This is a genomic window from Stenotrophomonas sp. GL_111 (assembly GCF_057835245.1).
On the sequence record NZ_CM174421.1, the window covers coordinates 918,870 to 944,406 of the forward strand.

At 66.7% G+C, this 25,537-nt stretch carries 23 protein-coding genes; 14 read left to right on the forward strand and 9 right to left on the reverse strand.

What is annotated here, in order from left to right:
• Positions 1 to 21 precede the first annotated feature (21 nt).
• Together rplQ and AC3IPM_RS04145 are read left to right on the forward strand one after the other, a co-directional pair.
• Positions 22 to 408: a 50S ribosomal protein L17 gene (rplQ, locus tag AC3IPM_RS04140; protein ID WP_489302663.1), complete on the forward strand. Its 387-nt coding sequence runs from the start codon at positions 22 to 24 to the stop codon at positions 406 to 408.
• A gap of 562 nt (positions 409 to 970) precedes the next feature.
• A complete protein-coding gene (locus tag AC3IPM_RS04145; protein WP_489302665.1) occupies positions 971 to 1,480 on the forward strand; it encodes a disulfide bond formation protein B in 510 nt (169 codons plus the stop codon).
• 52 nt (positions 1,481 to 1,532) lie between these two features.
• Here the strand turns inward: AC3IPM_RS04145 and AC3IPM_RS04150 are convergent, their stop codons facing one another.
• Positions 1,533 to 3,659 carry a TonB-dependent receptor plug domain-containing protein gene (locus AC3IPM_RS04150; RefSeq protein ID WP_489302667.1) on the reverse strand — a complete coding sequence of 709 codons (2,127 nt, stop codon included), beginning with the start codon at positions 3,657 to 3,659 and terminating at the stop codon, positions 1,533 to 1,535.
• 218 nt (positions 3,660 to 3,877) lie between these two features.
• Between AC3IPM_RS04150 and AC3IPM_RS04155 the strand changes: the two genes are divergently transcribed.
• Positions 3,878 to 5,269 carry a class II 3-deoxy-7-phosphoheptulonate synthase gene (locus tag AC3IPM_RS04155; protein ID WP_489302668.1) on the forward strand — a complete coding sequence of 464 codons (1,392 nt, stop codon included), beginning with the start codon at positions 3,878 to 3,880 and terminating at the stop codon, positions 5,267 to 5,269.
• A 55-nt stretch (positions 5,270 to 5,324) separates the two neighbouring features.
• On the opposite strand, the gene AC3IPM_RS04160 is transcribed toward AC3IPM_RS04155, so the two are convergent.
• Genes AC3IPM_RS04160 through typA form a run of 3 tightly spaced genes read right to left on the reverse strand, consistent with a single transcriptional unit; the run spans position 5,325 to position 9,353 of the window.
• Positions 5,325 to 6,950, reverse strand: a complete 1,626-nt coding sequence (locus AC3IPM_RS04160) for an amidase (RefSeq protein ID WP_489302669.1) — start codon at positions 6,948 to 6,950, stop codon at positions 5,325 to 5,327.
• Between the two features lie 56 nt (positions 6,951 to 7,006).
• Positions 7,007 to 7,492, reverse strand: a complete 486-nt coding sequence (locus tag AC3IPM_RS04165) for a DUF2127 domain-containing protein (protein WP_489302670.1) — start codon at positions 7,490 to 7,492, stop codon at positions 7,007 to 7,009.
• Positions 7,493 to 7,505: 13 nt separating this feature from the next.
• The gene (gene typA, locus AC3IPM_RS04170; RefSeq protein WP_489302672.1) at positions 7,506 to 9,353 is read right to left on the reverse strand and encodes a translational GTPase TypA; all 1,848 of its coding nucleotides are present in this window, start codon (positions 9,351 to 9,353) and stop codon (positions 7,506 to 7,508) included.
• Between the two features lie 192 nt (positions 9,354 to 9,545).
• Between typA and AC3IPM_RS04175 the strand changes: the two genes are divergently transcribed.
• The 6 genes from AC3IPM_RS04175 (at position 9,546) to AC3IPM_RS04200 (ending at position 15,693) form a co-directional block, all read left to right on the forward strand.
• The gene (locus AC3IPM_RS04175; protein ID WP_489302673.1) at positions 9,546 to 10,037 is read left to right on the forward strand and encodes a peptidylprolyl isomerase; all 492 of its coding nucleotides are present in this window, start codon (positions 9,546 to 9,548) and stop codon (positions 10,035 to 10,037) included.
• A gap of 148 nt (positions 10,038 to 10,185) precedes the next feature.
• Positions 10,186 to 11,172 carry a malate dehydrogenase gene (locus AC3IPM_RS04180; RefSeq protein WP_489302674.1) on the forward strand — a complete coding sequence of 329 codons (987 nt, stop codon included), beginning with the start codon at positions 10,186 to 10,188 and terminating at the stop codon, positions 11,170 to 11,172.
• Positions 11,173 to 11,465: 293 nt separating this feature from the next.
• Positions 11,466 to 13,343 carry a propionate--CoA ligase gene (gene prpE, locus AC3IPM_RS04185; protein WP_489302675.1) on the forward strand — a complete coding sequence of 626 codons (1,878 nt, stop codon included), beginning with the start codon at positions 11,466 to 11,468 and terminating at the stop codon, positions 13,341 to 13,343.
• A 205-nt stretch (positions 13,344 to 13,548) separates the two neighbouring features.
• Positions 13,549 to 13,806, forward strand: a complete 258-nt coding sequence (locus AC3IPM_RS04190; protein ID WP_489302676.1) for a DUF6404 family protein — start codon at positions 13,549 to 13,551, stop codon at positions 13,804 to 13,806.
• A 220-nt stretch (positions 13,807 to 14,026) separates the two neighbouring features.
• Positions 14,027 to 14,557, forward strand: a complete 531-nt coding sequence (locus AC3IPM_RS04195; RefSeq protein ID WP_489302677.1) for a hypothetical protein — start codon at positions 14,027 to 14,029, stop codon at positions 14,555 to 14,557.
• A gap of 77 nt (positions 14,558 to 14,634) precedes the next feature.
• Positions 14,635 to 15,693: a suppressor of fused domain protein gene (locus AC3IPM_RS04200; RefSeq protein ID WP_489302678.1), complete on the forward strand. Its 1,059-nt coding sequence runs from the start codon at positions 14,635 to 14,637 to the stop codon at positions 15,691 to 15,693.
• A gap of 89 nt (positions 15,694 to 15,782) precedes the next feature.
• Here AC3IPM_RS04200 and AC3IPM_RS04205 read toward each other — a convergent pair whose 3' ends face one another.
• The 4 genes from AC3IPM_RS04205 to yczE form a co-directional block, all read right to left on the reverse strand.
• Positions 15,783 to 16,394, reverse strand: coding sequence for a glutathione S-transferase N-terminal domain-containing protein (locus AC3IPM_RS04205; protein ID WP_489302679.1), 612 nt, complete (start codon positions 16,392 to 16,394; stop codon positions 15,783 to 15,785).
• A gap of 89 nt (positions 16,395 to 16,483) precedes the next feature.
• On the reverse strand, positions 16,484 to 16,942 hold the full coding sequence (locus AC3IPM_RS04210) for a cell wall hydrolase (RefSeq protein WP_411850035.1): 459 nt from the start codon (positions 16,940 to 16,942) through the stop codon (positions 16,484 to 16,486).
• Between the two features lie 291 nt (positions 16,943 to 17,233).
• Positions 17,234 to 19,270 carry an oxidoreductase gene (locus AC3IPM_RS04215; RefSeq protein ID WP_489302680.1) on the reverse strand — a complete coding sequence of 679 codons (2,037 nt, stop codon included), beginning with the start codon at positions 19,268 to 19,270 and terminating at the stop codon, positions 17,234 to 17,236.
• A 244-nt stretch (positions 19,271 to 19,514) separates the two neighbouring features.
• Positions 19,515 to 20,132 carry a membrane protein YczE gene (gene yczE, locus AC3IPM_RS04220; RefSeq protein ID WP_489302681.1) on the reverse strand — a complete coding sequence of 206 codons (618 nt, stop codon included), beginning with the start codon at positions 20,130 to 20,132 and terminating at the stop codon, positions 19,515 to 19,517.
• A 120-nt stretch (positions 20,133 to 20,252) separates the two neighbouring features.
• Here yczE and tenA point away from each other — a divergent pair, with 120 nt between their 5' ends.
• Positions 20,253 to 20,915 carry a thiaminase II gene (gene tenA, locus AC3IPM_RS04225; protein ID WP_489302682.1) on the forward strand — a complete coding sequence of 221 codons (663 nt, stop codon included), beginning with the start codon at positions 20,253 to 20,255 and terminating at the stop codon, positions 20,913 to 20,915.
• A 27-nt stretch (positions 20,916 to 20,942) separates the two neighbouring features.
• Here tenA and AC3IPM_RS04230 read toward each other — a convergent pair whose 3' ends face one another.
• Positions 20,943 to 21,968, reverse strand: coding sequence for a zinc-binding alcohol dehydrogenase family protein (locus AC3IPM_RS04230; protein ID WP_489302683.1), 1,026 nt, complete (start codon positions 21,966 to 21,968; stop codon positions 20,943 to 20,945).
• A 370-nt stretch (positions 21,969 to 22,338) separates the two neighbouring features.
• On the opposite strand from AC3IPM_RS04230, the gene AC3IPM_RS04235 reads away from it, so the two are divergent.
• From AC3IPM_RS04235 to AC3IPM_RS04250, 4 genes are all read left to right on the forward strand, one after another.
• The gene (locus AC3IPM_RS04235) at positions 22,339 to 23,427 is read left to right on the forward strand and encodes an OmpA family protein (protein WP_489302684.1); all 1,089 of its coding nucleotides are present in this window, start codon (positions 22,339 to 22,341) and stop codon (positions 23,425 to 23,427) included.
• Between the two features lie 265 nt (positions 23,428 to 23,692).
• Positions 23,693 to 24,202, forward strand: coding sequence for a hypothetical protein (locus AC3IPM_RS04240; protein WP_489302685.1), 510 nt, complete (start codon positions 23,693 to 23,695; stop codon positions 24,200 to 24,202).
• A 20-nt stretch (positions 24,203 to 24,222) separates the two neighbouring features.
• Entirely contained in the window at positions 24,223 to 25,059 is an 837-nt protein-coding gene (locus tag AC3IPM_RS04245) for a pseudouridine synthase (protein ID WP_489302686.1), read from the forward strand.
• Between the two features lie 92 nt (positions 25,060 to 25,151).
• Entirely contained in the window at positions 25,152 to 25,496 is a 345-nt protein-coding gene (locus AC3IPM_RS04250) for a hypothetical protein (RefSeq protein WP_489302687.1), read from the forward strand.
• The last annotated feature ends 41 nt before the right edge of the window (positions 25,497 to 25,537 follow it).

The window sequence follows — 25,537 nt, forward strand, 5'->3', positions numbered from 1 at the left end:
TTCAATCAAGGAAACATTCCCATGCGTCATATGAAGTCCGGCCGCAAGTTCAACCGCACCAGCGCCCACCGCGAAGCAATGTTCAAGAACATGGCCGCGTCGCTGTTCAAGCACGAGCTGATCAAGACCACGCTGCCGAAGGCCAAGGAACTGCGCCGCGTCGCCGAGCCGCTGATCACCCTGGCCAAGGTCGACTCCGTCGCCAACCGTCGTCTGGCCTTCGCCCGTCTGCGTGACAACGAAGCCGTGGGCAACCTGTTCACCATCCTGGGCCCGCGCTACGCGACCCGTCCGGGCGGCTACCTGCGTCTGCTGAAGTGCGGCTTCCGCGCTGGCGACAATGCGCCGATGGCCTACGTCGAGCTGGTCGATCGTCCGGCTGCCGTGGCTGAAGCCGTCGAAGGTTAATCGACGCGCAACACCCGTAATTCGGTGAAGAACCCGGCCTTGTGCCGGGTTTTTCCGTTTCTGGGGCGTCAACGTCAAACTCAACGTCAAAGGCGGCGGTTTTGCGTTCACTGTAGCGGCGAGGGCAACGGTGGGATGGCGGGACACGCTGCAAGTACGTCCATGTAAGCTCCGTCGCGCCATCCATGGCGCTCAGGGTCCCGCCATCCCACCATTGCCGTCGCCTCGATAGGTGCCGGGTGCGCCGGTGGGTTCAAATTCCAGTGCGACGTCCTCTCAGGCAATCGAGAGCTCCAGGTTTCAGAGTCCATCTGCATTGAGCAGGCACCTCGTTGAAACGGGGGATATCGGCGAAACACCCGTGGCTTGCCCCACCGTCGACGTGGGAGATCTGACCTCGCTCGCCCACGCAATAGCTGCCGTGGACGTTGACGTTGGTGCGCAAGCGCACTCCTGCAAACAGGCTGTCTGGTCCACCGAGCCGATAGCCGGTCGTGCCGGAGCGGCGAAGGCAAGCGGTGGCCTGTTAATCTTGGGGCCTGGAATTTGACGAGTGTTGGCAATGAATCCACTGCGCTGGAATTTCCGCGCCCAGTTCCTGCTGGGGTTTGTGATCTGCGCCGGGCTGCTCGGCTATGCGATCTTCCTGCAGTTGCAGATGGGCCTGGAACCGTGCCCGTTGTGCATCTTCCAGCGGCTGGCATTCGCCGCGCTGGGCCTGCTGTTCCTGATCGGTGCCCTGCATGGCCCGCGCGAAGCGGCCGGCCGCAAGACCTATGGCCTGCTCGCGCTGACTGCCGCCGCGGTGGGCATCTATATCGCCGGGCGCCATGTCTACGTGCAACTGCTGCCCAAGGACATGGGCTCCAGCTGCGGCCCGCCGCTGGCGTTCCTCAGCGAAACCATGGGCCCGCTCGAAGTGCTGCGTACCGTGCTGACCGGCACCGGCGACTGCGGCAACATCGACTGGACCTTCCTCGGCCTCAGCATGCCCATGTGGAGCCTCGTCTGGTTCGTTCTGCTCGCCGGCTGGGCTGTCTTCGCTGCTTTCCGCAGCCGCCGTCGCGCCTGATCGAGGTGTGGCCCTGTGCGGTCAGCCAGTGGCTGGCTGACCGCATCGATCCTCAGAAGTCCTGCTGCAGGCTGAGATAGGCGCCGCGGCGCGGGCCCCATTGCGGGGCGAACACGCCGATGCCGCCGCCATCGCGCAGCTGGTAGCTGCGATCCAATGCGTTGACCAGGGCCAGCTGTGCATGCAGCGGGTGGCCAGTGTCCGCGTTGAAGTCATGCGCCGCGCTCAGATTGAGCTGTAGATAGGACGGCAGCTCGCCGCCGTTGGGTACGCCCTCGATATCCGAACGCAGGCCGCTGCCGAACACGTAGTTCGCGCCCAAGCGGTTATGCCCGGCGAACGCGTAGCTGATACCGCCCGAAGAGGTGAGCTTCTGGTCGTGGTCCAGGTGAATCCAGTTGTCCTGCACGTAGGCCAGCGCCTCCGGATCGAGGTTGTACTGGCCGGTGATCACCTGCTTGCCCAATGCCTTGTTGTAGGCGGCGTTGATGTAGGCGCTGAGCGGGCCGTTGCGGTAGTCCGCACTGAACTCCATGCCGTGGATGTGCCCGTAGCGGTAGTTGAAGGTCGAGTAGATGTAGGCCGCGCCAAACTGGCCTTCGTCCTGCAGCCGATCGACCCGGCGATCGTAGGCGTCCAGGCCCAGCGTGAGGTGCTGGCCGACCTGCTGCGAAACACCGACATCGACATAGTCGCTGCGCTCGGACAGGGGCGTATTGCTGCCGATCGCCGATTGTTGATTGGTGGTGCCGTCGTAAAGGGCGATGTCGGTGCTGGCGACCAGCTCGCTGGCCGGCGGGGTGAAGTAGCGCGAGTAGCCGGCATGGAGCGTGGTGCTGTCGGTGGCGTTCCAGACCACGCCCAGGCGCGGGCTGAGCTGGCCCTCGCGGCCGCCGAAGGCCTTGTAGCGATCTGCGCGCAGGCCGTAGTTGACGGTCCAGTCGTTGCCGATGCGCCACTCGTCCTGCACGTAGGCGGCCAGGGTGGTGGCGTGGAAGGCGCTGGCGTCGGCGATCTGCAGCGGCGTGGTGCTGCTCTGTCGGCCATCGGCGTCCACCGGGAAAACCCAGGCCGTGCTACCGGCCCTGGCCTGTTCGGCATTGGTGTACAGCCCGTAGCGCAGGGTGTGGTCGGCGCCCAGGGGCGTGGAGAAGTCGGCCTGCACGGTGTTGGCGCGGTTGCTGCGCTCCACCTGCGAGGCGACGCCGTTGAAGATCAGATCGCCGGCGATATCCGGAGTGAATGCCAGGTCGCTGTAGCGCTGCCCAGCCGAGAGCTGGTAGGCGGTGCTGCCCAGCGTGCCCTGCAGCACCAGCATGCCGAAGCGGGTGTTCTCGCGCTGGGTTTCATCCAGTGCCGTCGAGTCGAAACCGGTGCTGTCCAGGTAGCCGAACTGCGGCGTCTGACCGGGGTTGACCGGGATCTGGAAGCGGTTGTTGGCGAAGCCGGCGAACACGCTGAGGCGGGTGTTCTCGTTGACCAGGTAGGTGAGGTCGGCGAAGGCCTTGCCCTGGTGGGTGTCATCGTGGAGCGGGCGGCGCGCATTGGTGGGGTTTTCCAGCCCGACGGCGTTCTGGTCGTAGTTGCCAGTGAGATACCAGCTCCAGCGGCCCTGGTTGCCCCACCAGGAGGCGTTCGGGTTGAGCTTGCCGAACGACCCGGCCGTGATGCCGGCGCTGCCACCGTTGCCGAGGTCGGCGCCGCTGCGCGTGGTGATGTAGACCACGGCCGCGGTGCGTTCGCCGAACTGGGCCGGCAGCGCGCCGTCCATCAGGCGGATGCTCTTGATCGCGCGCGCATCCAGGGTCTGGCCGAAGCCGGAGATCGATTCGGGCAGCAGCACGCCATTGAGGCGGTACTGCAGGTTGGCGTGGTCGCCGCGGACGTGCACGCCGCCATAGGAGTCCTGGACCACGCCGGGGGCCTGCAGCAGCACCTGGCTCAGCGGCGTGGCCGCGCCCAGGGGCTGGTTCTGGATGTCTTCGGCGGTGATCTGGTACTGGCTGCTGCCGATGTCCGGCGACAGCGCATTGCGCGCCTGGTCGAGCTGGGCGCTGACGGTGACCGCGTCCAGGTCGGTGACGGCCGGTGCGGCGCTGGCAGGCGCGGCGGCGAGGGCGGGGAGGCTGGCCAGGGCCAGGGCGCAAACAATACCGCTAGCAAGAAGGGATGGCTTCATGGGGGGAGGGCTTCGGGGGCTGGGCGGGGAAGGGGGCCGGCCTGGCAAGTGTTACTCCGTAACAAATCATGCGCCTGTTGGGCGCCCTGCGGTGTGCGCACGCAGGTCAATGCCACCGGCCGTTTTCAACCGTTCAGCCGGCGCGCGCGGTGGCCAGCCCCTTTGCCTTGGCGGCGCGCTCTGCGACCATGACCGACCCCCACCCCCGGAAGTCCGTGATGAGCCTGTCCGCCCCGCCTGTAGCCGATCCTGCCGCGACCGCCGTCAACGCTGCCTGGTCGCCGGAGAGCTGGCGCGGCAAGACCGCGCTGCAGATGCCGACCTATCCCGATCCACTGGCGCTGGATGCGGCCCTGCATGAGCTCAAGCGGCTGCCGCCGCTGGTGACCTCCTGGGAGATCCTGTCGCTCAAGCAGCAGCTGGCCGACGCCCAGGAAGGCAAGCGCTTCCTGCTGCAGGGCGGCGATTGCGCCGAGAATTTCAGCGACTGCGAATCCACCACCATCTCCAACCGGCTCAAGGTGCTGCTGCAGATGAGCCTGGTGATGGTGCACGGCATGCGCAAGCCGGTGATCCGGGTCGGGCGCTTCGCCGGGCAGTACGCCAAGCCGCGCTCGGCCGATACCGAAACCCGCGATGGGGTGACGCTGCCCAGCTACCGCGGCGACGTCATCAATGCACCGGAGTTCACCGAAGCGGCGCGCCTGCCCGATCCGCGGCGGATGCTGCAGGCCCACGCGCATTCGGCGATGACGATGAACTTCGTGCGGGCGCTGATCGACGGCGGCTTCGCCGACCTGCACCACCCCGAGTACTGGAACCTGGACTGGGTGCGCCACTCGCCGCTGGCCAGCGACTACCAGCAGATGGTGTCCTCGATCGGTGATGCGGTGCGCTTCATGGAAACCCTGTCCGGTTCGCAGGTATACAACCTCAACCGGATCGATTTCTACACCTCGCACGAAGCGCTGCTGTTGCCCTACGAGCAGGCGCTGACCCGGCAGGTGCCGCGCCAGCACGGCTGGTTGAACCTGAGCACGCACTACCCCTGGATCGGCATGCGTACCGCTGCGCTCGATGGCGCGCATGTGGAATATCTGCGCGGGGTGCGCAACCCGATCGCGATCAAGGTGGGGCCGTCGGTGCAGCCGGACCAGCTGCTGCGCCTGATCGATGTGCTCAACCCGGAAGACGAACCCGGCCGCCTGAGTTTCATCCATCGCATGGGCGCGGCGCAGATCGCCGAGAAGCTGCCGCCGCTGCTGGACGCGGTCAAGCGCGATGGTCGCCGCGTACTGTGGGTGTGCGATGCGATGCATGGCAATACCGAAAGCACCAGCAACGGCTACAAGACCCGCCGCTTCGACAACGTGCGCGGTGAAGTGGAGATGTCCTTCGACCTGCACGCCGCAGCGGGCACCCGCCTGGGCGGTGTGCACCTGGAGCTGACCGGTGAGGACGTGACCGAATGCACCGGCGGCGCACGCGAGCTGACCGAGCGCGATCTCGAGCGTGCGTACCGTTCTTCGGTGGATCCGCGTCTGAACTATGACCAGTCGCTGGAGATCGCCATGGCGATCGTGCGCAAGCAGCAGCTCTACGCCGGTTGATCCCGGTCGCGCCCGGCCAGCAGGGGTCGGGCGCTAACGGTGTGGCCTGCCGTGCTTACGGTGGGCTGGTGTGCTGCAGCAGGGTGTCGGTCTTGAAGCGCGGCGGACGGCGCGCACGCGTGCGCTGCTCGTAGGCGTAGGCCAGTTCGATCAGCCGTGGTTCGCTCCACGCCGTGCCCATGAACAACAGGCCCAGTGGCAGGCCGTCCACATGGGCCATCGGCACGGTCAGGCTGGGGTAGCCGGCTACCGCGGCGGCGCTGTAGCTCTCGCCGGGGAAATCGTCCGGCGCACCGCTGCGGATCGGCCAGGCGGTACCAGTGGTTGGCCCCACCAGCGCGTCCAGCTGGTAGGCCCGCAGCACCGCATCGATGCCTTCCGGGCCGGCCAGGCGGCGCGCTTCGCTGCGCGCGCTGATGTATTCCGGGGTCCCCAGTCCGCCCACCGCGGCGGCGGTTTCCATCAGGTCCTGGTCGAACAGGGGCATTTCCTTGCCGGCGTGTGCGCGGTTGAACGCGATCACCTCGTCCAGGTCGCGCACCGGCGCCTTGTAGGTGGCGAAGTAACGCTGCAGGCCGGCCTTGAACTCGTGCAGCAGCACGATGCGTTCGGCATCCTGCCACTGGCCCTGGGTGGGAAGCGCGACCGGTACCACTACCGCACCGGCCTCCTTGAGCACCTGCAGCGCGTGCTGCAGCGCCGGCGCCACGCCCGGCACCTGCTCCAGCGGACCATGCAGGACGCCGATCCTGGCGCCGCGCAGGCCGTCCAGGTTCAATCGCGAGGTGTAGTCGTAGACCGCGCGCCCGGGCATGGTCGCCGTGGCCGGGTCGGCGTCGTCGCGGCCCGCCATCGCGGTCAGTAGTGCCGCCGCGTCGGCGACGCTGCGGGTCATCGGGCCGGCGGTGTCCTGGCTGAAGGAGATCGGGATGATGCCTTCGCGGCTGACCAGCCCGACCGTCGGCTTGAGCCCGACCACACCGTTGATCGCGGCCGGGCAGACGATGCTGCCGTCGGTCTCGGTGCCGACCGCGCCCGCGGCCAGGTTGGCGGCCACCGCCACGGCACTGCCGCTGCTGGAGCCGCAGGGGTTGTGGCTGAGCCGGTACGGGTTGCGGGTCTGGCCGCCGCGCGCGCTCCAGCCGGAGATTGAGCGGCTGGCGCGGAAATTGGCCCATTCGCTGAGGTTGGTCTTGCCCAGGATCAGCGCGCCGGCCGCGCGCAGCCGGGTGACCAGGTAGGCATCGTCCGGGCGGAATTTGGCCAGCGCCAGCGAGCCGGCACTGTTGCTCATCGGCCGTGCGCCGATGTTGTCCTTGAGCAGCAGCGGGATGCCATGCAGCGGCCCGCGCAGTTGCCCGCGCTTGCGCTCGGCATCCAGGGCGGCCGCTTCCTTGAGTGCATCCGGGTTGAGTTCGATCACCGCGTTCAGGCGCGGACCGGCCCGATCGAGCTGCGTGATGCGCTGCAGGTAGGCACGGGTGAGGGTGACACTGTCCAGCGCGCCGCTCGCCATCTGCGCCTGCAGGTCGGCGATGTCGGTCTCGGCATAGATGAAGGGGGTATCCAGGGGCTGTGCAGGTGACGCGGCGCGTGCCTCACTGGCATGCACGGGCGCCGGAGCGGGCGCGCAGCCGGACAACGTGATGACGCACACCAGCGAAGTCAGGGTCAGGCGCATCAGGGTGTTCCGGAAACCGGTGCTCAGGCTAACCAGCAGGGACCGCGCTTGGCAACTCAGGCCGACGGGTGGATCTTGCCGTGGCGCTTGCGGATATCGCGGGCGAGCACGCCGACCACGATCAGATTGATCACCAGCACCGACCACGAGGCCCAGCCAGGGTGGCGGATGATGGCGTAGATATCGAACGGCAGGTAGATGCCGGCGGTGACGCAGCCCAGCCAGGAGGCCCAGGCCTTGGCGCGCCACAGGCCCCAGGCTTCAAACAGATGCAGAACGCCGTAGGCGAGCATGGCCACGGCGGCCAGGTGCACCGCATCGGGGCTGATCATGTTCAGCAGCGAGGGCAGGGTGCCGTGATCCGGGTCCAGACTGAAACGCCGGATCAGGGCATTGACCCAATCGCGTAGCGGCTGCGGACCGAGAATTTCCAGTCCGGTGGCCGCCAACAACGCCAGTGCCGCCTTGCTGGCTTCCAGCAAGGCGATCACATGGAGACCCGGATGCTTGTGCGGATCCGGGTTGTAGGGCTTGTCGGTCACGACAAAGGTCCGATCAGCCGCCGCGCGATGCCTTCTTGCGGTCGCTTTCGGTCAGCCCCTTCTTGCGCAGGCGGATTTCCTTCGGGGTGATTTCGACCAGCTCGTCGTCTTCGATGAAGTCCAGGGCCTGTTCCAGCGAGTACTTGATCGCCGGGGTCAGCTGGATCGCATCGTCCTTGCCCGAAGCGCGCATGTTGGTCAGCGGCTTGGTCTTGATCGCGTTGACGGTCAGGTCGTTGTCCTTGGAGTGGATGCCGACCAGCTGGCCTTCATACACGTTGTCGCCTTCAGCAGCGAACAGCTTGCCGCGTTCCTGCAGCGGCCCCAGGGAGTACGCCGGGGTGGCACCCGGCGCATTGGCGATCATCACACCGTTCTGACGCTTGGCGATCGAACCCTGTTCCTTCGGGCCGTAATGGTCGAACACGTGGAACAGCAGGCCCGAACCCTGGGTCAGGGTCTTGAACTCGTTCTGGAAGCCGATCAGGCCACGGGCCGGGATCTGGTATTCCAGGCGCACACGGCCCTTGCCGTCCGGCTCCATGTTCTTCAGGGCGCCCTTGCGGGAGCCCAGCTTTTCCATCACGCCGCCCTGGTGCTGCTCTTCGATGTCCACCACCAGCTGCTCGATCGGCTCCATGGCCTGGCCGTCGATCTGCTTGATGATGACTTCCGGGCGCGACACGGCCAGCTCGTAGCCTTCACGACGCATGTTTTCGATCAGCACCGACAGGTGCAGTTCGCCACGGCCGGAGACCAGGAACTTGTCGGCGTCTTCAAGCTGCTCGACCTTCAGGGCCACGTTGTGGACCTGCTCGCGGTCCAGACGGTCCTTGATCTGGCGGCTGGTCAGGAACTTGCCACCGGACAGGTCCTTGTTGCCGGCGAACGGCGAGTTGTTGACCTGGAAGGTCATCGAGATGGTCGGCTCGTCGACGGTCAGCGCCGGCAGGGCTTCCGGGGTGTCCGGGTGGCACAGGGTGTCGGAGATGGTCAGCTCGGCGATGCCGGAGATGGCGACGATGTCACCGGCCTCGGCAGTGTCCTGCTCGATGCGCTCCAGGCCGAGGAAGCCCAGCACCTGGGCAACCTTGCCGTTACGCTTCTTGCCTTCACGGTCGATCACCGCAACCTGCATGCCCTTCTTCAGGGTGCCGCGCTGGATGCGGCCGATGCCGATCACGCCGACGAAATTGTTGTAGTCCAGCTGGCTGATGCGCATCTGGAACGGGCCTTCCGGGTCCACTTCCGGGCGCGGCGCGTGCTGCATGATCGCTTCGTACAGCGGGGTCATGTCGCCATCGCGCACGCTGTCTTCCAGGCCGGCATAGCCGTTCAGGGCCGAGGCGTAGACGATCGGGAAGTCGAGCTGTTCATTGGTGGCGCCGAGCTTGTCGAACAGGTCGAAGACCTGGTCGATCACCCACTCCGGACGCGAGCCCGGGCGGTCGACCTTGTTGACCACCACGATCGGCTTGAAGCCCATCGCGAAGGCCTTCTGGGTGACGAAGCGGGTCTGCGGCATCGGGCCGTCCATCGCATCGACCAGGATCAGCACGGTGTCGACCATCGACAGTACGCGCTCCACTTCGCCGCCGAAGTCGGCGTGTCCCGGGGTGTCGACAATGTTGATCCGGTTCTTGATACCGGTCTTCTTGTCTTCCCAGGTGATGGCCGTGTTCTTGGCCAGGATGGTGATGCCGCGTTCCTTTTCCTGATCATTGCTGTCCATCACGCGCTCGGCGAGCACGGTGCGCTCGGAGAGGGTGCCGGACTGCTTGAGCAGCTGGTCGACGAGGGTGGTCTTACCGTGGTCGACGTGGGCGACGATGGCGATGTTGCGAAGATTTTCGATAGACATGCGAAAGGGGGCCAGTCGGCGCCGGATTTGGAAAAAGAAGTCCAACATTATACGGCCAACATGACCAATCGCGAAAACGGCTGTTCGGGCCGGGCCGGGAGCCCATTCAGGAACGGGGTCGGAGGCACGCCGCGCGCCACCCGGGTGTATCCTATGCAACTACCGACAAACCCCCGTACCCCAAGGATTTGCATGTCCCTCATCGCCACTTTCGACACCACCCAGGGCCCGATCAAGGTCGAGCTGTTCGCCGACAAGGCCCCGCTGACGGTCGCCAACTTCGTGAACCTGGTCAAGCGCGGCTTCTATGACGGCCTGATCTTCCACCGCGTGATCCCCGACTTCATGATCCAGGGCGGTTGCCCCAAGGGCCAGGGCACCGGCGGCCCGGGCTACAAGTTCGAGGACGAGAAGAACGGCGTGAAGCACCAGGTCGGTTCGTTGTCGATGGCCAATGCCGGCCCGGCCACCAACGGCAGCCAGTTCTTCATCACCCACATCAAGACCGACTGGCTGGATGGCAAGCACACCGTGTTCGGCCAGGTGCTGGACGGCCAGGCCATCGTCGACTCGGTCAAGCAGGGCGACGTGATCCATTCGATCACCCTGGAAGGCGACACCGACGCCGTGCTGGCCGCCCAGGCCGAGCGCGTGGCGGAGTGGAACAAGATCCTCGCCGCCTGATCCAACACTCGAACGGCCCCCTGTAAAGGGGGCCGTTTCTGCGTTCCGGCCGCCCCGCCAGGTCTGTCCCCGCCCGCGCGGCCATCTCCCACACAGCTACTTATCCGGCCAGCGGCCGGCACTACGCTTCTTAGCAGAGGAAATCCCCATGAAAGCACCTGTTCGTGTTGCCGTGACCGGCGCCGCCGGCCAGATCGGCTACGCCCTGCTGTTCCGCATCGCCTCCGGCGAAATGCTGGGCAAGGACCAGCCGGTCATCCTGCAGCTGCTCGAGCTGCCGGTCGACAAGGCCCAGGCCGCCCTGCGCGGCGTGATGATGGAACTGGAAGACTGCGCCTTCCCGCTGCTGGCCGGCATGGTCGGCACCGATGACGCCGAAGTGGCCTTCAAGGATGCCGACGTCGCCCTGCTGGTCGGCGCGCGTCCGCGCGGCCCGGGCATGGAGCGCAAGGACCTGCTGCTGGAAAACGCCAAGATCTTCACCGCGCAGGGCGCGGCGCTGAACAAGGTGGCCAGCCGCAACGTGAAGGTGCTGGTGGTCGGCAACCCGGCCAACACCAATGCCTACATCGCCATGAAGTCGGCCCCGGATCTGAACCCGCGCAACTTCACCGCCATGCTGCGCCTGGACCACAACCGTGCGCTGAGCCAGCTGTCGTCCAAGCTGGGCAAGCCGGTCGGTGCCCTGGAGAAGCTGGTGGTGTGGGGCAACCACAGCCCGACCATGTACCCGGACTACCGGTTCGCCACCGTCGATGGCGCGTCCGTCGGCGATGCGATCAACGACCAGGAATGGAACGCCAACACCTTCATCCCGACCGTGGGCAAGCGTGGCGCGGCGATCATCGAAGCCCGTGGTTCGTCCTCGGCTGCCTCGGCCGCCAATGCCGCCATCGACCACGTGCGCGACTGGGTGCTGGGCAGCAACGGCAAGTGGGTCACCATGGGCGTGCCGTCCGACGGTTCCTACGGCATTCCGGAAGGCGTGATCTTCGGCTTCGCGGTGACCACCGAAAACGGTGAGTACACCCTGGTCAAGGACCTGCCGGTGGACGACTTCAGCCAGAAGTACATCGACAAGACCCTGGCCGAGCTGGAAGAAGAGCGCGCTGGCGTGGCCCACCTGCTGGGTTGATCCAACGCGGGCACAGGTGCCGACTGATGGTCGGTCACTGATCAAAAGAACGCCGGGCATTGCCCGGCGTTTTTTTTGCGCCTTCTCCCCAGTGGCTCCGCAAGCCGAGCCCCGTGGTGGCCGGCAGGCGCGCAGGTACCTGCCGGCCATCACGGGGCCCCGGACGCACGCGACGGCCGTGAACGAAGACACGTGTCCGGTGCAGCGGTGCCGCGCCTACGACCAAGGTCGGGCGGTTTGCGCGTCGCCGTCGGACTATGCTCGAAGCCATGGCTTTGTCTGGGAGGGCTGTCATGCGCTACGAAGAAATGTACCAACGCTCGGTGGATGAGCCCGAGGCGTTCTGGGGCGAAGAAGCCAAACGCATCTACTGGCATAAACCGCCGCAGCAGATCCTCGACTACAGCAACCCGCCGTTCCGGCGCTGGTTCGTCGGCGGTGAAACCAATCTCTGCTACAACGCCGTCGACCGCCATCTGAGCGACCGCCCCGACCAGCTGGCGCTGGTGGCGATCTCCAGCGAAACCGGCATCACCCGCGAAATCACCTACCGCCAGCTGTACCGCGAAGTGAATGCCTTCGCCGCCGTACTGCAGCGGCTGGATGTGCAGCGTGGCGACCGCGTCGTCATCTACATGCCCAACATGGCCGAAGCGGTGTTTGCGATGCTCGCCTGCGCACGCATCGGCGCGATCCATTCGGTGGTGTTCGGCGGCTTCGCCGCGCACAACCTGGCGCTGCGCATCGATGATGCCGAACCCAAACTGCTGATCACCGCCGACGCGGGCAAGCGCGGTGGCAAGGTGATTCCATACAAGGCGATGGTCGATGCGGCCTGCGCCGAAGCACACTCGCCGCCGCCGCACGTGCTGATCGTCTCGCGCGGCCTGGACCCGGCCGAACCGAAGGTGACCGGCCGTGATGTCGACTACGCCACCCTGCGCGACGAGGTGGGCGAGCAGGACGTGCCGGTGGTCTGGCTGGAATCCAGCGAGCCCAGCTACCTGCTGTATACCTCCGGCACCACCGGCAAGCCCAAGGGCGTGCAGCGTGATGTGGGCGGCTATGCGGTGGCGATGGCGCAGTCGATGCAGACCGTGTTCGACTGCCAGCCCGGCCAGGTGATGTTCTCCACCTCCGATGTCGGCTGGGCGGTCGGGCATTCCTACAACGTGTACGGCCCGCTGATCGGCGGCTGCACGTCACTGCTCTACGAAGGGTTGCCTACGAATCCCGACCCGGGCATCTGGTGGGCGCTGTGCGAGCAGTACGGCGTGCGCACGCTGTTCTCTTCGCCCACCGCGATCCGCGTGCTGAAAAAGCACGACACCGACTTCATCACCCGCCATGACCTGGACGCGCTCAAGTACGTGTTCCTGGCCGGCGAGCCGCTTGACGAACCCACCGCGCACTGGATCAACGATGCGCTGGGCAAGCCGATCATCGACAACTACTGGCAGACCGAAACCGGCTGGCCGGCGCTGACCCTGCTGCCTGGCGTGGACATGAAGCCGGTGCGTTTTGGCTCGCCCGGCTTCCCCAACCTCGGCTACAGGATGAAGGTGATCGACGAGAACACCGGCGAGGAAGTCGCACCCGGGCAGAAGGGCGTGCTGGTGATGACGCCGCCGCTGCCGCCGGGCTGCATGAGCACGGTGTGGAAGGACGACGACCGCTTCATCCAGAGTTATTTCAGCCATTTCAAGGAGCTGCTGTACAGCTCGCTGGACTGGGCCATCCGCGATGCGGATGGCTACACCTTCATCCTCGGCCGCACCGATGATGTGATCAACGTGGCCGGGCATCGGTTGGGCACGCGCGAAATCGAAGAGTGCATCTCCGGCCACCCCTTGGTTGCCGAGGCTGCGGTGATCGGGGTCAAGGACGAACTCAAGGGCCAGGTGCCGCTGGTGTTCGTCACCCTGCGCCAGGCGGTGGAGGGCGACGGCAGTGCGGTGATCACCGAGATGCTGCAGCGGGTGACCCAATCGCTGGGTGCGCTGGCCCGACCGGCGCATATCCACATCGTCAACGCGCTGCCCAAGACACGCTCGGGCAAGCTGCTGCGGCGCTCGCTGCAGGCGCTGGCCGAAGATCGCGATCCGGGCGATCTGTCGACCCTGGATGATCCGGCGGCGTTGGATGAGATCCGGCGCGCGCTGGGGAGCTGAGCCGCGGAACGGCCGATGTCGGTGCGTGTATGGCGTCCGCCGGGTGCGGCGCCATGCACCACGGTTGATTCTTCAACGGGCGTCACGCCGATTCGGAAATTTCATTTGCATGTGTCGCATCTGGATATGGAGCCTGCTGGTCGATTGCTCCAGGATCCACGGATGGAACGCCACAACATGACGGCGTTCGAGATCAGGAGCCGACATGAAGCGCGAACCCCGATGGATGTTGTGGCTGTGCAAGGCACTGGGCGTGGCGCTGCCGACGGATGGTGCCAAGCGCTCGTTCGGCCTCAATTGGGCGCTGTACGGCATTGAGTTCGGTGTCGTCTGGGGGGCTTTGATGGTGTTGCTGGACGCGGCCATGGGTGTCGAGCGGAGCGCTGCAACGGTCGTGCTGACGGCGCTGCTGGGCGGCCTGTCATTTGGCCTGCTGATGGCGTGGGCAAGGCGCCGATCGTAGCCAAGGGTGGGGCGACCTCTCGTCTGAGGAGCGCCGAAGGCCGTTGCTGCAGCGCATTATCGGCCGCCGGAATCGTCAGGTAAGCTGCGGAGGCAATCGTTTCAGGCTCATGGCCAATCGCCACGCGTCGGGGGACAGGGCGGAACGGTTGCAAGGGGGCACACGAGTACCCGTTCACTACGGCGGCCGTGTGTGGCATTGCACCAGGTGAGGGGGACACATGGCGTACATCCATGCCAAGACGGCTGCGGGCCGTCAGGAAATCGAAGACCGTGCGCGGCGGCTGCCGCCGGGACTGCGTTCCATTCTGCTGATGGTCGATGGTCAGCGCGATGACGATGCGTTGACCGCCTTGTTGCCGGGGCTGCGTGCGCCAGAGGATGCGCTCGCACAGTTGGTGCAGATGGCACTGATCGAAGTGGTCGGGGGCGCGCTCGCACCGCCCGCCGCGCGCGCGCTCACGGCCGGACGCGAGCAGGATCCGGATCTGTACAAGCGGTTGTACGACTGGATGAGTGAATCGGTGCGCCGGTATCTGGGCTTGAAGGGCTACTTCCTGCAACTGAAAATCGAACGCTGCACCGATGCGGCCGGGTTGGAGAAGCTGTGGCCGGACATGGCGGCGGCGGTGTCCAAGGCGAAGAGCCCGGCGTTGGCAAGCCGCTGGTTGAGCGATACGCATGCGCTGCTCGATGCACCCGCGTCCGCGGCAACACCGCGGGAGGACACGGCTGCCGCGGTTCCTGGCTGAATCATGGCGTTCGGGAAGGGTGGTGGTCGCCGCGCACCGGCGTTACCTTGCCTGGCTATACCCGCAGGAGCCACGCGATGGACCCCACGAAGGACGATGACGGCACCCCGGGCTGGGATGCCATCAACGCAGCCCTGACCGCGATCTACCCCGGCCAGGAACCGAAGCACTACGGCACGGCGCTGCCCTACACGCTGGGCGGCAAGGACCCGCTGGACGGCATCAGCGTGTACTGGGCCGACACCCCGCGCCCGCACTGGCACTACGTCACCTACGGTTTCTCGGAGCTGTACGACAAGCAGAGCGACGATGCGGCCGACAGCGGCTACGGCTTCGAGTTGACCTTCCGCCTGGCCGCCGCGCCGGGGCAGGGCGCAGACGACGCGCCGCCGGTGTGGCCGATGAGCCTGCTGCAGAACCTGGCGCGCTATGTCTTCAGCAGCGGCAATGTGTTCGAGGCCGGCCACCACCTGGATGCCAATGGCCCGATCGCGCTGGACACCGATACCGTGCTGCGCCACCTGGCGCTGGTCGAGGATCCACAGCTGCCGGCGCGCGACACCGCCAACGGCCGCGTGCGCTTCCTGCAGGTGGTGGGCTTGAGCGATGAAGAAATGGCGGCCGTGCGCCGCTGGTCGACCCAGGGCGTGCTGGACGTGCTGGCACCGGCCATGCCGCTGTGGGTCACCGACCTGCAGCGTGGCTCGCTGCTAGCCGATCCGGCGCTGGCGGCGGCGGTCGAAGCGGGCAGTGCCCGCGACGGGTCGACCACCGGCATGCTGTTTGTCGAGACCCTGGGCTGGGACACCGCAGGTGAGACCGTCGAGCTGGTGCTCGGCGCCGGCCAGGTGCCGGGTGTGCTGGAGCTGTTGCCACTGCGGCTGGACCACGGCCGTGCACTGACCCTGGCGGACCGCGAGCGAAGCTGGCGCTTCGAGCCGGGCGACGTCGATCATGTCGCGCTCGAGCAGGACAGCGCGCGCTGCGTACTGAGCCCGGCCACCCTGCGCGCGCTGCTGGCCCACGTGCATGCTCAGCGCGGCACCTACCCGCTGCCCGGTGGCCGGTTGCGCATCCGGGTGGAGCCCACCGAACTGCGCGATGCGCAGGGCAACGTGGTGCGAACCCTAGGGTAGCGCCACGCCACGCGTGGCTGCGCGCTGCAGGATCGGAATGCAGCCACGCATGGCGTGGCTGCACCCTTGGGCATACCGCCTCGAACGCCTCAGCTCAGGCCTTCGGCCTTCAGCGTGGCCTGCACGCCGGGATCGGCGTCCATGCGGGTCTTGAACGCGGCGATGTTGTCCAGGCCGCTCAGGTCGACCTTGGTGCCGGCCGCCCAGCGCAGGGTGATGTAGAAGTACGGGTCGGCGAAGCTGCGGAAGCCGGCCAGCCAGGGGCGGTCGGCGAGCTGCTTGTCGGCGCGCTCGAACAGCCCGCGCAGGCGCTTTTGCGCGGCGGCGCGCACGGCGTCGTACTGGCTGGGATCACCGATGAAGGCGCCCGGCCCGAACAGCGGGGTGAACGCGGGGTGCAGGTCCGAGTTGACGAAGGACAGCCAGCGGGTGGCCTCGGCGCGCTGCTGGGCGCTGCCGTCGCCGGCCAGGCCCGCCTGCGGGTAGGTGTCGGCGATGTAGCCCATGATCGCCGCGTTCTGGGTCAGGGTGAAATCACCGTCGACCACCGCCGGGACCGAGCCGGCCGGGTTGATCTTCAGGAACGCCGGCGCCTTCAAGGTGTCCTTGTCGAGCAGTTCCACCTCGAACGGCTGGCCGGTCCACTGCAGGGCGATGTGGTCGGCGGTGGAGCAGGCACCGGGCTTGCTGTACAGCTTCATGGGAACTCCATTGCGGATGGCGAGGGGAACAATCGCTCACTATTCCAGAGCGGCCCCCGCATCCTCAACGGTATTGCCGTAACAGACCGTTACGACGCGCGTGGCTTGAGTTTCTGCACGCGATAGAAGGTGTGGTCGCCGATCGTGGCCACCTGGTAGGCATTGCGCCAGCTCGGGTTGGCAATGGCCAACGCGGCGAAGTGGCTTGCACCCGGCACGATTTCCTTGCGCTCGCCCACCGGCAGCGCCCAGTTGCGCTCGGCATCGAAGGCCACGGTCATCGCTTCCTGCCACGCGTCGGCGTTGCCCAGCTGGGTGCCGGGGGCCACGATGGTCGGGGCGAACTGCTTGCGCGCGGTGACCACCTGGCACATCGAGTCGCCCCACAGGCCGCTGTCCAGGCGGCGCAGGGCCACCTCGGCAACGGCTTGCTGGCCGCGCAGGGTCTGGTCACGCGCTTCGAGGTAGACCGTCGTGCTCAGGCACAACGAATCGGCGGCCGGCTGCGGCAACAACTGCGACAGCCAGAGAATCCAGGCCAGTTTCATGTATCTCCTTGCTCCGTGTGGGCCGCACCTGGCTGTGCATCCGATCATTCGGACGACGGCGGGGCACGACTTGGCGTCATGGGGAGGCGACCATCGGGGTCGCCCCGGGGGCGGTCCCAAACAAGAAGGGGGGACCGCGCGCTCACTCGAACTGGGTGGTGAGCGGGAAAGTTGGCGCACGATAGGGGGCCATTTCCCAATGCGTCCTGAACCCGGAAGCTTGACATTCAGCTTCGGGGTAGGGGCCGGATCAGTGATCTGGACCCCTATTCATGTTGTCATCGGCCGGGTTCAGAGCCCAGCGGCGAGGGTGCTGCCCTGCTTGATGGCGCGCTTGGCGTCCAGTTCCGCGGCCACGTCGGCACCGCCGATCAGGTGCGCGTTGATGCCGGCGGCCAGCAGTGCGGCGTGCAGGTCGCGGCGCGGTTCCTGGCCCGCACAGACCACCACATGGCTGACCGTCAGGGTCTGTTCCTGGCCATCGATGCGGATGCGCAGCCCCTGCGCGTCCACGCCCAGGTACTCCACGCCGCCGAGCATCTTCACGCCCTTGGCCTTGAGCGTGGCGCGATGGATCCAGCCGGTGGTCTTGCCCAGGCGGGCGCCCGGCTTGCCCGGGCTGCGCTGCAGCAGCCAGACCTTGCGTGCGGGGGCTTCCGGGGCCGCCTTGGCCAGCGCGCCACGGCTTTCGAAGCTGGGGTCCACGCCCCATTCGGCCATCCAGCGCGCCGGGTCCAGCGCGGAGGAGTCGCCGCCTGCGTGGACCAGGAATTCGCCGACGTCGAAGCCGATGCCGCCGGCACCGATGATCGCCACCTCGGCGCCCACCTGCACCTTGCCCAGCAGCACGTCCAGGTAGCTGACCACCATCGGATGGTCGGCGCCGGGGAAGTCGACCCGGCGCGGGGAGATGCCGGTGGCCACCACCACTTCGTCGAAGCCGGCCAGGCTGGCGACGTCGGCGACGGTGTCCAGCTTCACCTCCACCCCGGTCTGCGCCAGCTGGTGGCGGAAGTAACGCAGGGTCTCGTGGAACTCTTCCTTGCCCGGGATGCGCTTGGCGACGTTGAACTGGCCACCGATCTCGCTGCCCGCATCGAACAGGGTGACGGTGTGGCCGCGTTCGGCGGCGACCGTGGCGCAGGCCAGCCCCGCCGGCCCCGCGCCCACCACGGCGATGCGCTTGGCGCTGGCAACCGGGCGGTAGACCAGTTCGGTTTCATGCACGGCGCGCGGGTTGACCAGACAGCTGGCGGTCTTGTTCTCGAACACGTGGTCCAGGCAGGCCTGGTTGCAGGCGATGCAGGTGTTGATCGCCTGCGGCCGCCCGGCGCGGGATTTGTTGGCCCATTCCGGGTCGGCCAGCAGCGGCCGCGCCAGCGACACCATGTCCGCGCCACCGCTGGCCAGGATGCGTTCGGCGACGTCGGGCATGTTGATGCGGTTGGTGGCGATCACCGGCACCTGCACATGCGGTTTGAGCTTGGCGGTGACCCCGGCGAAGGCGGCACGCGGCACCGAGGTGGCGATGGTCGGGATGCGCGCCTCATGCCAGCCGATACCGGCGTTGATCAGGGTGGCACCGGCAGCTTCGATCGCCTTGGCCTGCTGCACGATCTCGTCCCAGTTGCTGCCGTCCTCGACCAGGTCGACCAGCGACAACCGGTAGATGATGATGAAATCCGGCCCGCACGCCTCGCGGATGCGGCGCACGATCTCCACCGCAAAGCGCATCCGCTGCGCGGCATCGCCGCCCCAGCGGTCGCTGCGCTTGTTGGTGCGCGGGGCGATGAACTCGTTGATCAGATAGCCTTCCGAGCCCATCACCTCGACGCCGTCGTAGCCGGCCTCACGGGCCAGCCGCGCGCTGCGCGCGTAGTCGGCAATGTGGCGCTCGACGCCAGCGGCCGACAGCGCGCGCGGCGTGAACGGGTTGATCGGCGCCTTGCGCTTGGATGGCGCCACCGACAAGGGGTGGTAGGCGTAGCGGCCGGCATGCAGCAACTGCAGGCAGATCTTGGCGCCGTGTTCGTGCACCGCCGCGGTCACCTGGCGGTGCGGGCGCACTTCCCAGGGCCAGGACAGCTTGCCGCCGAACGGCTTGAGCCAGCCGACCACGTTCGGTGCGAAGCCGCCGGTGACGATCAACCCGACCCCGCCGGCGGCACGCTCGGCGAAGTACGCGGCCAGACGCGGGAAATCGCGGGCGCGGTCCTCCAGGCCGGTGTGCATGGACCCCATCAGCACGCGGTTGCGCAGCTGGGTGAAGCCCAGGTCGAGCGGGGCGAACAGATGGGGGTAGGCGGAGGATTCGGCGGCTGGCGACATGTCGATACGCTTGCGTACGGAAGCGCGAAGGGTGCCGCGAATGCCCCCTGCACGCAAGGGGGGGGCATTCGCGGCACCCTTCGCGCTTGCCCAAGGTTTGCGCCGCAAACCTTGGGCCCCATCCTTCTCTTCCAGACCCCCGCCGCTGCGCGGCGCCCCCCTGACTCAGGGGGGCTCCTGGTCTGATGGATGCGGGGTGTCTGATGGACGAGCGGTGGGTGCCGACCGTTGGTCGGCACACGCTCTACGGGGTGGCCGGCCGCGGCGCTTGCACCGCCTTGCGGATCCCGAACAAGGGCAGGGTGTAGCCGCACAGCGGCCCGATCAACAGGGCGAAGGCCAGGGTGCCGACGCCGACGTTGCCGCCGAGCTGCCAGCCGATCAGCAGCACGGTGCCTTCGATCAGGCTGCGCACGATCCAGATCGGCCAACCGGTACGGGCGTGCAGCCCGGTCATCAAGCCATCGCGTGGGCCGGGGCCGAGCCGCGCGCCGATGTACAGGCCGGTGGCCAGGGCCACCATCAGCAGGCCGAGCACGAACACCGGTACCTGCCAGGCCAGCCCCTGCACCTCCGGCAGCAGCCACAGCCCGAACTGCGCACTGGGGCCGATCAGCAGCACGTTGAGCACGGTACCCACGCCGGGCTTCTGCCGGATCGGCCACCACAGCAGCAGCACCAGCGCACCGATCACGTTGGTGGCCAGCCCGAACGACAGCGGCGTCTGTGCGGCGATGCCCTGCGAGAGCACATCCCACGGTGCCACCCCGATCGCGGCACGGATCATCACCGCCGCGCCGAAGCCGTACAGGAACAGACCAAGCAGCAGTTGCAACAGGCGCAGGGGCAGGGAGGTGGGCATGTCGGATTCATCGGAAGGGGCCATCGACTGTAGGCCGCCCCGGAGCACGCCGACAGATACAGATGCAGGCCAATGCTCGCCTACAATCCGGGCTCGTTCGATCCTGCAGGAATGACCGCAATGCGCTTCAGCGACGATGTCTGGCAACACAACCTCGGGCTGTACGAGCGCATCCGCACGATGCCGTTCAACCAAGGCCTGGCCGATGGATCGCTGGCTCCGGCGCGTTTCCGCCAGTACATGATCCAGGATGCGCACTATCTGATCGCGTTCGGCCGCGCGCTGGCGCTGGCGGCGGCCAAGGCCGACCATCCCGATGCGATCGTGCAGTTCGCCGAGGGCGCCAAAGTGGCCATCGTGGTCGAGCGCAGCCTGCACGACGGCTTCATGCGCGACTTCGGCATCGATGCCGCCACCTTCAGTGCCACGCCGCTGTCGCCGGCCTGCCACCACTACGTGCACTACCTGCAATCGACTGCCTGGAGCGCGCCGTATCCGGTGGTGCTGGCGGCACTGCTGCCGTGCTTCTGGATCTATGCCGAAGTGGGGCGTGACATCCATGCACGGGCGAGCGCGGGCAACCCGTACCAGGCCTGGATCGATACCTATGCCGGTGAGGACTTCCACCGCGCGGTGCGGGCGATGATCGCCACCCTGGATGCAACCGCAGAACGGGTCGATGCCGACACGCGTGACCGCATGCAGCAGGCCTACACCACGGCGGCAACGCTGGAGTGGATGTTCTGGGATTCGGCGTGGCGGCTGGAGCAATGGCCGGTGTGATGTGCCCCGGCCCGGTTCCGCGGCCGCCTACGCCCAGCCGGACAGCACCAGCTTGCCCACCACGCCGCCGCTTTCCAGCTGCCGGTGGGCCTCGCGCAGTGTGGCGGCAGAGATCGGCCCGAGATGCGCACTGACCGTGCTGCGCAGTTCGCCGGCGTCGACCAGGCTGCCGGCGCGGTTGAGGATGCGGTGTTGTTCGATCCGGTCCGCGGTACGGAAGCGCGCCCGGGCGAACATGAATTCCCAATGGATGCCGATGCACTTGGCTTTGTAGGGATCGCCGATGCGCAGTGCGCCACGCGGCTCCACGATCAACCCGACATGCCCCTGCGGGGCCAGCAGCTCGCCGAGCACGTCCCAATACTGGTCGGTGTCGGCCAGGTTCAGGGCCACCTGCACCTCGCTGATGCCCAGCGCCTGCAACTGCGCCGGCAAGGGCTGGCGATGATCGATCACGTGGTCGGCCCCCATCTGCCGGCACCACTGCTGCGAGGCCGCGCGTGAGGCGGTGGCCACCACCGTGAAGCCGGCGTGGCGGGCGAGCTGGATCGCGATCGAGCCGACGCCGCCGGCCGCGCCGATGATCAGCAGCGTCTGCCCGACATGACGGCGGTCATCAAACTGTAGTGGCATGCGCTGGAACAGCAGTTCCCAGGCGGTAAGCGTGGTCAGTGGCAGTGCGGCGGCCTCGGCGAAATCCAGCGTGGCCGGCTTGCGCCCGACCAGCCGCGCATCCACCCAGTGCCACTGCGCGTTGCAGCCTGGCCGGGTCACATCACCGGCGTAATACACCTCATCGCCCGGTGCGAATGCGGTGACGTCCGGCCCCACGGCTTCCACCACGCCGGCGGCGTCATAGCCCAGTATCCGCGGCGGATCTTCGCGGTGCGCGCGCGGCGCCCGCTGCTTGGTGTCCACCGGATTGACCGAGATGGCCTCCACCCGAACCCGCAGGTCGAACCCCTGTGGTGGGCCGGGATCGGCGACGTTCAGATCCAGCAGCGCGGCGGGGTCGTCGATCGGCAGGTAATGCGTCAAACCCACGGCTTTCATGGCAGCTCCGGTGGTGGATACACCTTCATCATACGGGTGCTGACAAACCTGTTCTTGCGCTGAATCAAGGTGTGGGAGCGTTTTCGCGTGAATACCGTCGCAGGCCGCTGAAAACCCGGCAAAAACCGCAAAAGCCTTGCCATTGCTGGGTCTTGCGCATTTTCATCAACCTGTATAGGGTGCCACCAGCTGGAGCGGGTAGGGGTCTGGCGCTCGCCTTCACATGTTACGGGACTGTTAACATCACCTTCACCCGCCTGAGCATAATGTTCGCGGCGGTGGCGTGCTGAATCGGCAGTCTGAAAATGACGCAGTAGTGCTGGCCCATGCCTCTACCGGTTTCATACCCCCGAAATAGGAGCTGTACTCAATGAACAAGAAGATCCTTACTGCCGCGCTGCTGGGCGGTCTGGCTTTCGCCCAGGCTGCATCGGCGCAGGATTTTGACGACCGCTGGTACCTGACCGGTTCGGCCGGCTTCAACTTCCAGGATAACGACCGTCTGACCAACGACGCTCCGTTCGTGACCCTGGGTCTCGGTAAGTTCATCAGCCCCAACTGGTCGCTGGACGGTGAGCTGAACTACCAGAATCCGAACTTCGATGCCAACCAGGATCTGAACTGGAGCCAGTACGGCGTCTCGGTCGACCTGCGTCGCCACTTCATCTCCGAAGGCCGTGGCTGGAACCCGTACCTGCTGGCAGGCCTGGGCTACCAGAAGTCGGAAGAGGAATACCTCTTCGACGCCAGCGGTCCGCGTGACCGCAAGGACGGCAACTTCGCCGCCAAGGTCGGCGTCGGCCTGCAGACCACCTTCGAAAAGCGCGTTGCTGTCCGCGCCGAAGTGGCCTACCGCGCTGATTTCGACGACCAGAGCCGCGCTGCCCGTGACGAAAGCTGGTTCGGCGACGTGCTGGCTTCGGTCGGCGTCGTGATCCCGCTGGGCCCGGCCCCGGTCGCTGCTGCCGTTGCTCCGGCTCCGGTTGCGCCGAGCTGCGCCGATCTGGATGACGACGGTGACGGCGTCAACAACTGCGACGACAAGTGCCCGAACTCGCAGCCGGGTCAGACCATCGGTCCGGACGGTTGCCCGGTTCCGGTCTCCATCGATCTGAAGGGCGTGAACTTCGACTTCGACAAGGCGACCCTGCGTCCGGACGCCGTGGCGATCCTGAGCGAAGCCACCGAGATCCTGAAGCGTTACCCGGATCTGCGCGTTGAAGTTGCCGGTCACACCGATTCCAAGGGTACCGACGCTTACAACCAGAAGCTGTCGGAGCGTCGCGCCACCACCGTGTATGACTACCTGACCAAGAACGGCGTGTCCGCTTCGCGTCTGGTGGGCCCGATCGGCTACGGCGAGAGCCGTCCGATTGCGCCGAACACCAACCCGGATGGCTCGGACAACCCGGAAGGTCGTGCAAAGAACCGTCGTACCGAGCTGAACGTCCAGAACTAATCCTTCTGGTAGTACAGCCTCAGAAGAGGGCCCGGCATTGCCGGGCCCTTTTTTTTGCGCTTCTCCCCCTGGGGTGTCTCACTCCCAGGTCAACAACAACAGCAGCGGTGGCTTCTCAGCACCGTCCGACCCAGCCGCCTTGTGCTCCCCAGTAGAAAATCAGCAATAAATTCAATAAATTGCCGTATTCATTGAATGTGGGATCTTGAAAGCCGTTGTGGCGCTGTTAAACTCGCCGCGTCGACCCCTTTCCTGGATGCATCCCATGCTGCGTATCGCACTGGCCGCCACGCTTGGCCTGGCCCTGGTTCCCTCCGCCTACGCAGCCGTGGATTGCTCGGCCCACGCCATCAGCGCCTCCCCGTTGCCGTTGCCGGCCACCGCGATCGCGCCGGTTGCCGAAGAGCTGTACATCCGCAACGTGCAGCTCGGCATGCCCGCAGGCGTGCTGACCTCCAACTTCGATCAGCAGCAGTCGCTGGACCGCGTGCTGCAGCGCCTGCGCATCGATGGCTGCCAGAACATCGCCAAGGCGATGCCGGGCGCACCGGCGATCAAGCCGAATGATCCGGCCGCCTACAAGCCGCAGACCGAGTTCGACAACACGCCGTGGCGCTTTGACATGAGCCAGAACGGCAAGCGCATGACCGCCGAGGAATTCGACGCCTGGATGAAGGCGCGCGGTGTGCGCGTGGTCAAGGCGCGCCCGGCCCCGGCCGCGGTGCCCGCCGCCGCTGAAGCACCGGCTGAAACCAAGCCGGGCGAGAAGAAGTAAGCCGCCCTGCGCGGACCACGATGAGCACACGCCGGCCCCCCGCCGCGCCTGCATCACGACCACGCCGCCCCGAGCGGCGTGCGTCGCCGGCAAACCCCGTTGGCACCGCGCCGGCCGCTCCGCGGCATGGGCTGGCCCGCGTGCTGTCCAAGGCCGGGCTGTGTTCGCGCACCGAGGCCGCGCGCTGGATCCTGGACGGCCGGGTCACGGTCGATGGCCGGGTGATCCACAACCCCGAATTTCCGATCGTCGAAGGGCGCCACCACGTGCGCGTCGACGGCCACGCGCTGGATGCACCGGCGCGCCGTTACCTGATGCTCAACAAGCCACGCGGGCTGGTCACCACCGCCCACGACGAGCGCGGGCGCGACACGGTCTACCGCTGCTTCGATGGCACCGCGCTGCCGTGGCTGGCGCCGGTGGGGCGGCTGGACAAGGCCAGTGAAGGCCTGTTGCTGTTCAGTAACGACCCGCAGTGGGCCGCGCGCCTGACCGATCCCGCCAGTGGCCCGGACAAGACCTACCACGTGCAGATCGATGTCGTTCCCGATGCCGACCAGCTGCTGGCGTTGTGCGAAGGCATCACCGATGACGGTGAATTCCTGCGCGCGCGCCGCGCCGCGCTGCTGCGCAGCGGTGAGCGCACCGCCTGGCTGGAAGTGGTGCTGGAGGAAGGACGCAACCGGCATATCCGGCGCCTGCTGGCGGCCTTTGACATCAACGTGCTGCGGCTGGTGCGCGTTGCCATTGGCCAGCTGCCGCTGGGCACGCTGGAAAAAGGCGCCTGGCGCGAACTGACCGCGCAGGATCTGGACCTGCTCAACGCCGCGGCCGATGGCGCTGCGGCCACCCTGTGATGCCGTGGCCTGCCGCTGACGCGCAGGCCGACCGACCCAGGCAATGGATGGCCTTGAACCCGACGTTCCATTCACTACCGGGAGATTCCCCCATGCATGCCAACCTGCTCACCCGTTCCCTGTTCCGCGGCGCCTGCCTGTTGTTGCCGGCCGTGCTGCTGACCGCCTGCGGCGGCCACAAACAGGCCTCCAAGGCGACGCCGCCGGCGAGCGACAAAGTGGTGGAAGTAAAGACGCCCGAGCTCGACGGCCGCGGCAGCTATCGCTTCATGATGAGCGAAGGCGACAAGCGCATGAGCGCCGATGAATTCGATGCCTGGATGAAGGCCAACGGTATCCGCGTGGCCAAGGGCAACGGCCAGGATCGCCCGGTGGCCGCACCGGTGGTGGTGGCCAGCAAGGACCAGGCCAAGGACAAGAAGAAAAAGAAAAAATAACCCGGCAAAGGTAGTGCCGAGCCATGCTCGGCACCCCCAGC

Excerpts from the sequence above, each read along its gene's own strand:
- rplQ (WP_489302663.1), top strand. The coding sequence starts at position 22 with ATGCGTCATATGAAGTCCGGCCGCAAGTTCAACCGCACCAGCGCCCAC.
- AC3IPM_RS04145 (WP_489302665.1), top strand. The coding sequence starts at position 971 with ATGAATCCACTGCGCTGGAATTTCCGCGCCCAGTTCCTGCTGGGGTTT.
- AC3IPM_RS04150 (WP_489302667.1), bottom strand. The coding sequence starts at position 3,659 with ATGAAGCCATCCCTTCTTGCTAGCGGTATTGTTTGCGCCCTGGCCCTG.
- AC3IPM_RS04155 (WP_489302668.1), top strand. The coding sequence starts at position 3,878 with ATGAGCCTGTCCGCCCCGCCTGTAGCCGATCCTGCCGCGACCGCCGTC.
- AC3IPM_RS04160 (WP_489302669.1), bottom strand. The coding sequence starts at position 6,950 with ATGCGCCTGACCCTGACTTCGCTGGTGTGCGTCATCACGTTGTCCGGC.
- typA (WP_489302672.1), bottom strand. The coding sequence starts at position 9,353 with ATGTCTATCGAAAATCTTCGCAACATCGCCATCGTCGCCCACGTCGAC.
- AC3IPM_RS04175 (WP_489302673.1), top strand. The coding sequence starts at position 9,546 with ATGTCCCTCATCGCCACTTTCGACACCACCCAGGGCCCGATCAAGGTC.
- AC3IPM_RS04180 (WP_489302674.1), top strand. The coding sequence starts at position 10,186 with ATGAAAGCACCTGTTCGTGTTGCCGTGACCGGCGCCGCCGGCCAGATC.
- prpE (WP_489302675.1), top strand. The coding sequence starts at position 11,466 with ATGCGCTACGAAGAAATGTACCAACGCTCGGTGGATGAGCCCGAGGCG.
- AC3IPM_RS04190 (WP_489302676.1), top strand. The coding sequence starts at position 13,549 with ATGAAGCGCGAACCCCGATGGATGTTGTGGCTGTGCAAGGCACTGGGC.
- AC3IPM_RS04195 (WP_489302677.1), top strand. The coding sequence starts at position 14,027 with ATGGCGTACATCCATGCCAAGACGGCTGCGGGCCGTCAGGAAATCGAA.
- AC3IPM_RS04200 (WP_489302678.1), top strand. The coding sequence starts at position 14,635 with ATGGACCCCACGAAGGACGATGACGGCACCCCGGGCTGGGATGCCATC.
- AC3IPM_RS04205 (WP_489302679.1), bottom strand. The coding sequence starts at position 16,394 with ATGAAGCTGTACAGCAAGCCCGGTGCCTGCTCCACCGCCGACCACATC.
- AC3IPM_RS04210 (WP_411850035.1), bottom strand. The coding sequence starts at position 16,942 with ATGAAACTGGCCTGGATTCTCTGGCTGTCGCAGTTGTTGCCGCAGCCG.
- AC3IPM_RS04215 (WP_489302680.1), bottom strand. The coding sequence starts at position 19,270 with ATGTCGCCAGCCGCCGAATCCTCCGCCTACCCCCATCTGTTCGCCCCG.
- yczE (WP_489302681.1), bottom strand. The coding sequence starts at position 20,132 with ATGCCCACCTCCCTGCCCCTGCGCCTGTTGCAACTGCTGCTTGGTCTG.
- tenA (WP_489302682.1), top strand. The coding sequence starts at position 20,253 with ATGCGCTTCAGCGACGATGTCTGGCAACACAACCTCGGGCTGTACGAG.
- AC3IPM_RS04230 (WP_489302683.1), bottom strand. The coding sequence starts at position 21,968 with ATGAAAGCCGTGGGTTTGACGCATTACCTGCCGATCGACGACCCCGCC.
- AC3IPM_RS04235 (WP_489302684.1), top strand. The coding sequence starts at position 22,339 with ATGAACAAGAAGATCCTTACTGCCGCGCTGCTGGGCGGTCTGGCTTTC.
- AC3IPM_RS04240 (WP_489302685.1), top strand. The coding sequence starts at position 23,693 with ATGCTGCGTATCGCACTGGCCGCCACGCTTGGCCTGGCCCTGGTTCCC.
- AC3IPM_RS04245 (WP_489302686.1), top strand. The coding sequence starts at position 24,223 with ATGAGCACACGCCGGCCCCCCGCCGCGCCTGCATCACGACCACGCCGC.
- AC3IPM_RS04250 (WP_489302687.1), top strand. The coding sequence starts at position 25,152 with ATGCATGCCAACCTGCTCACCCGTTCCCTGTTCCGCGGCGCCTGCCTG.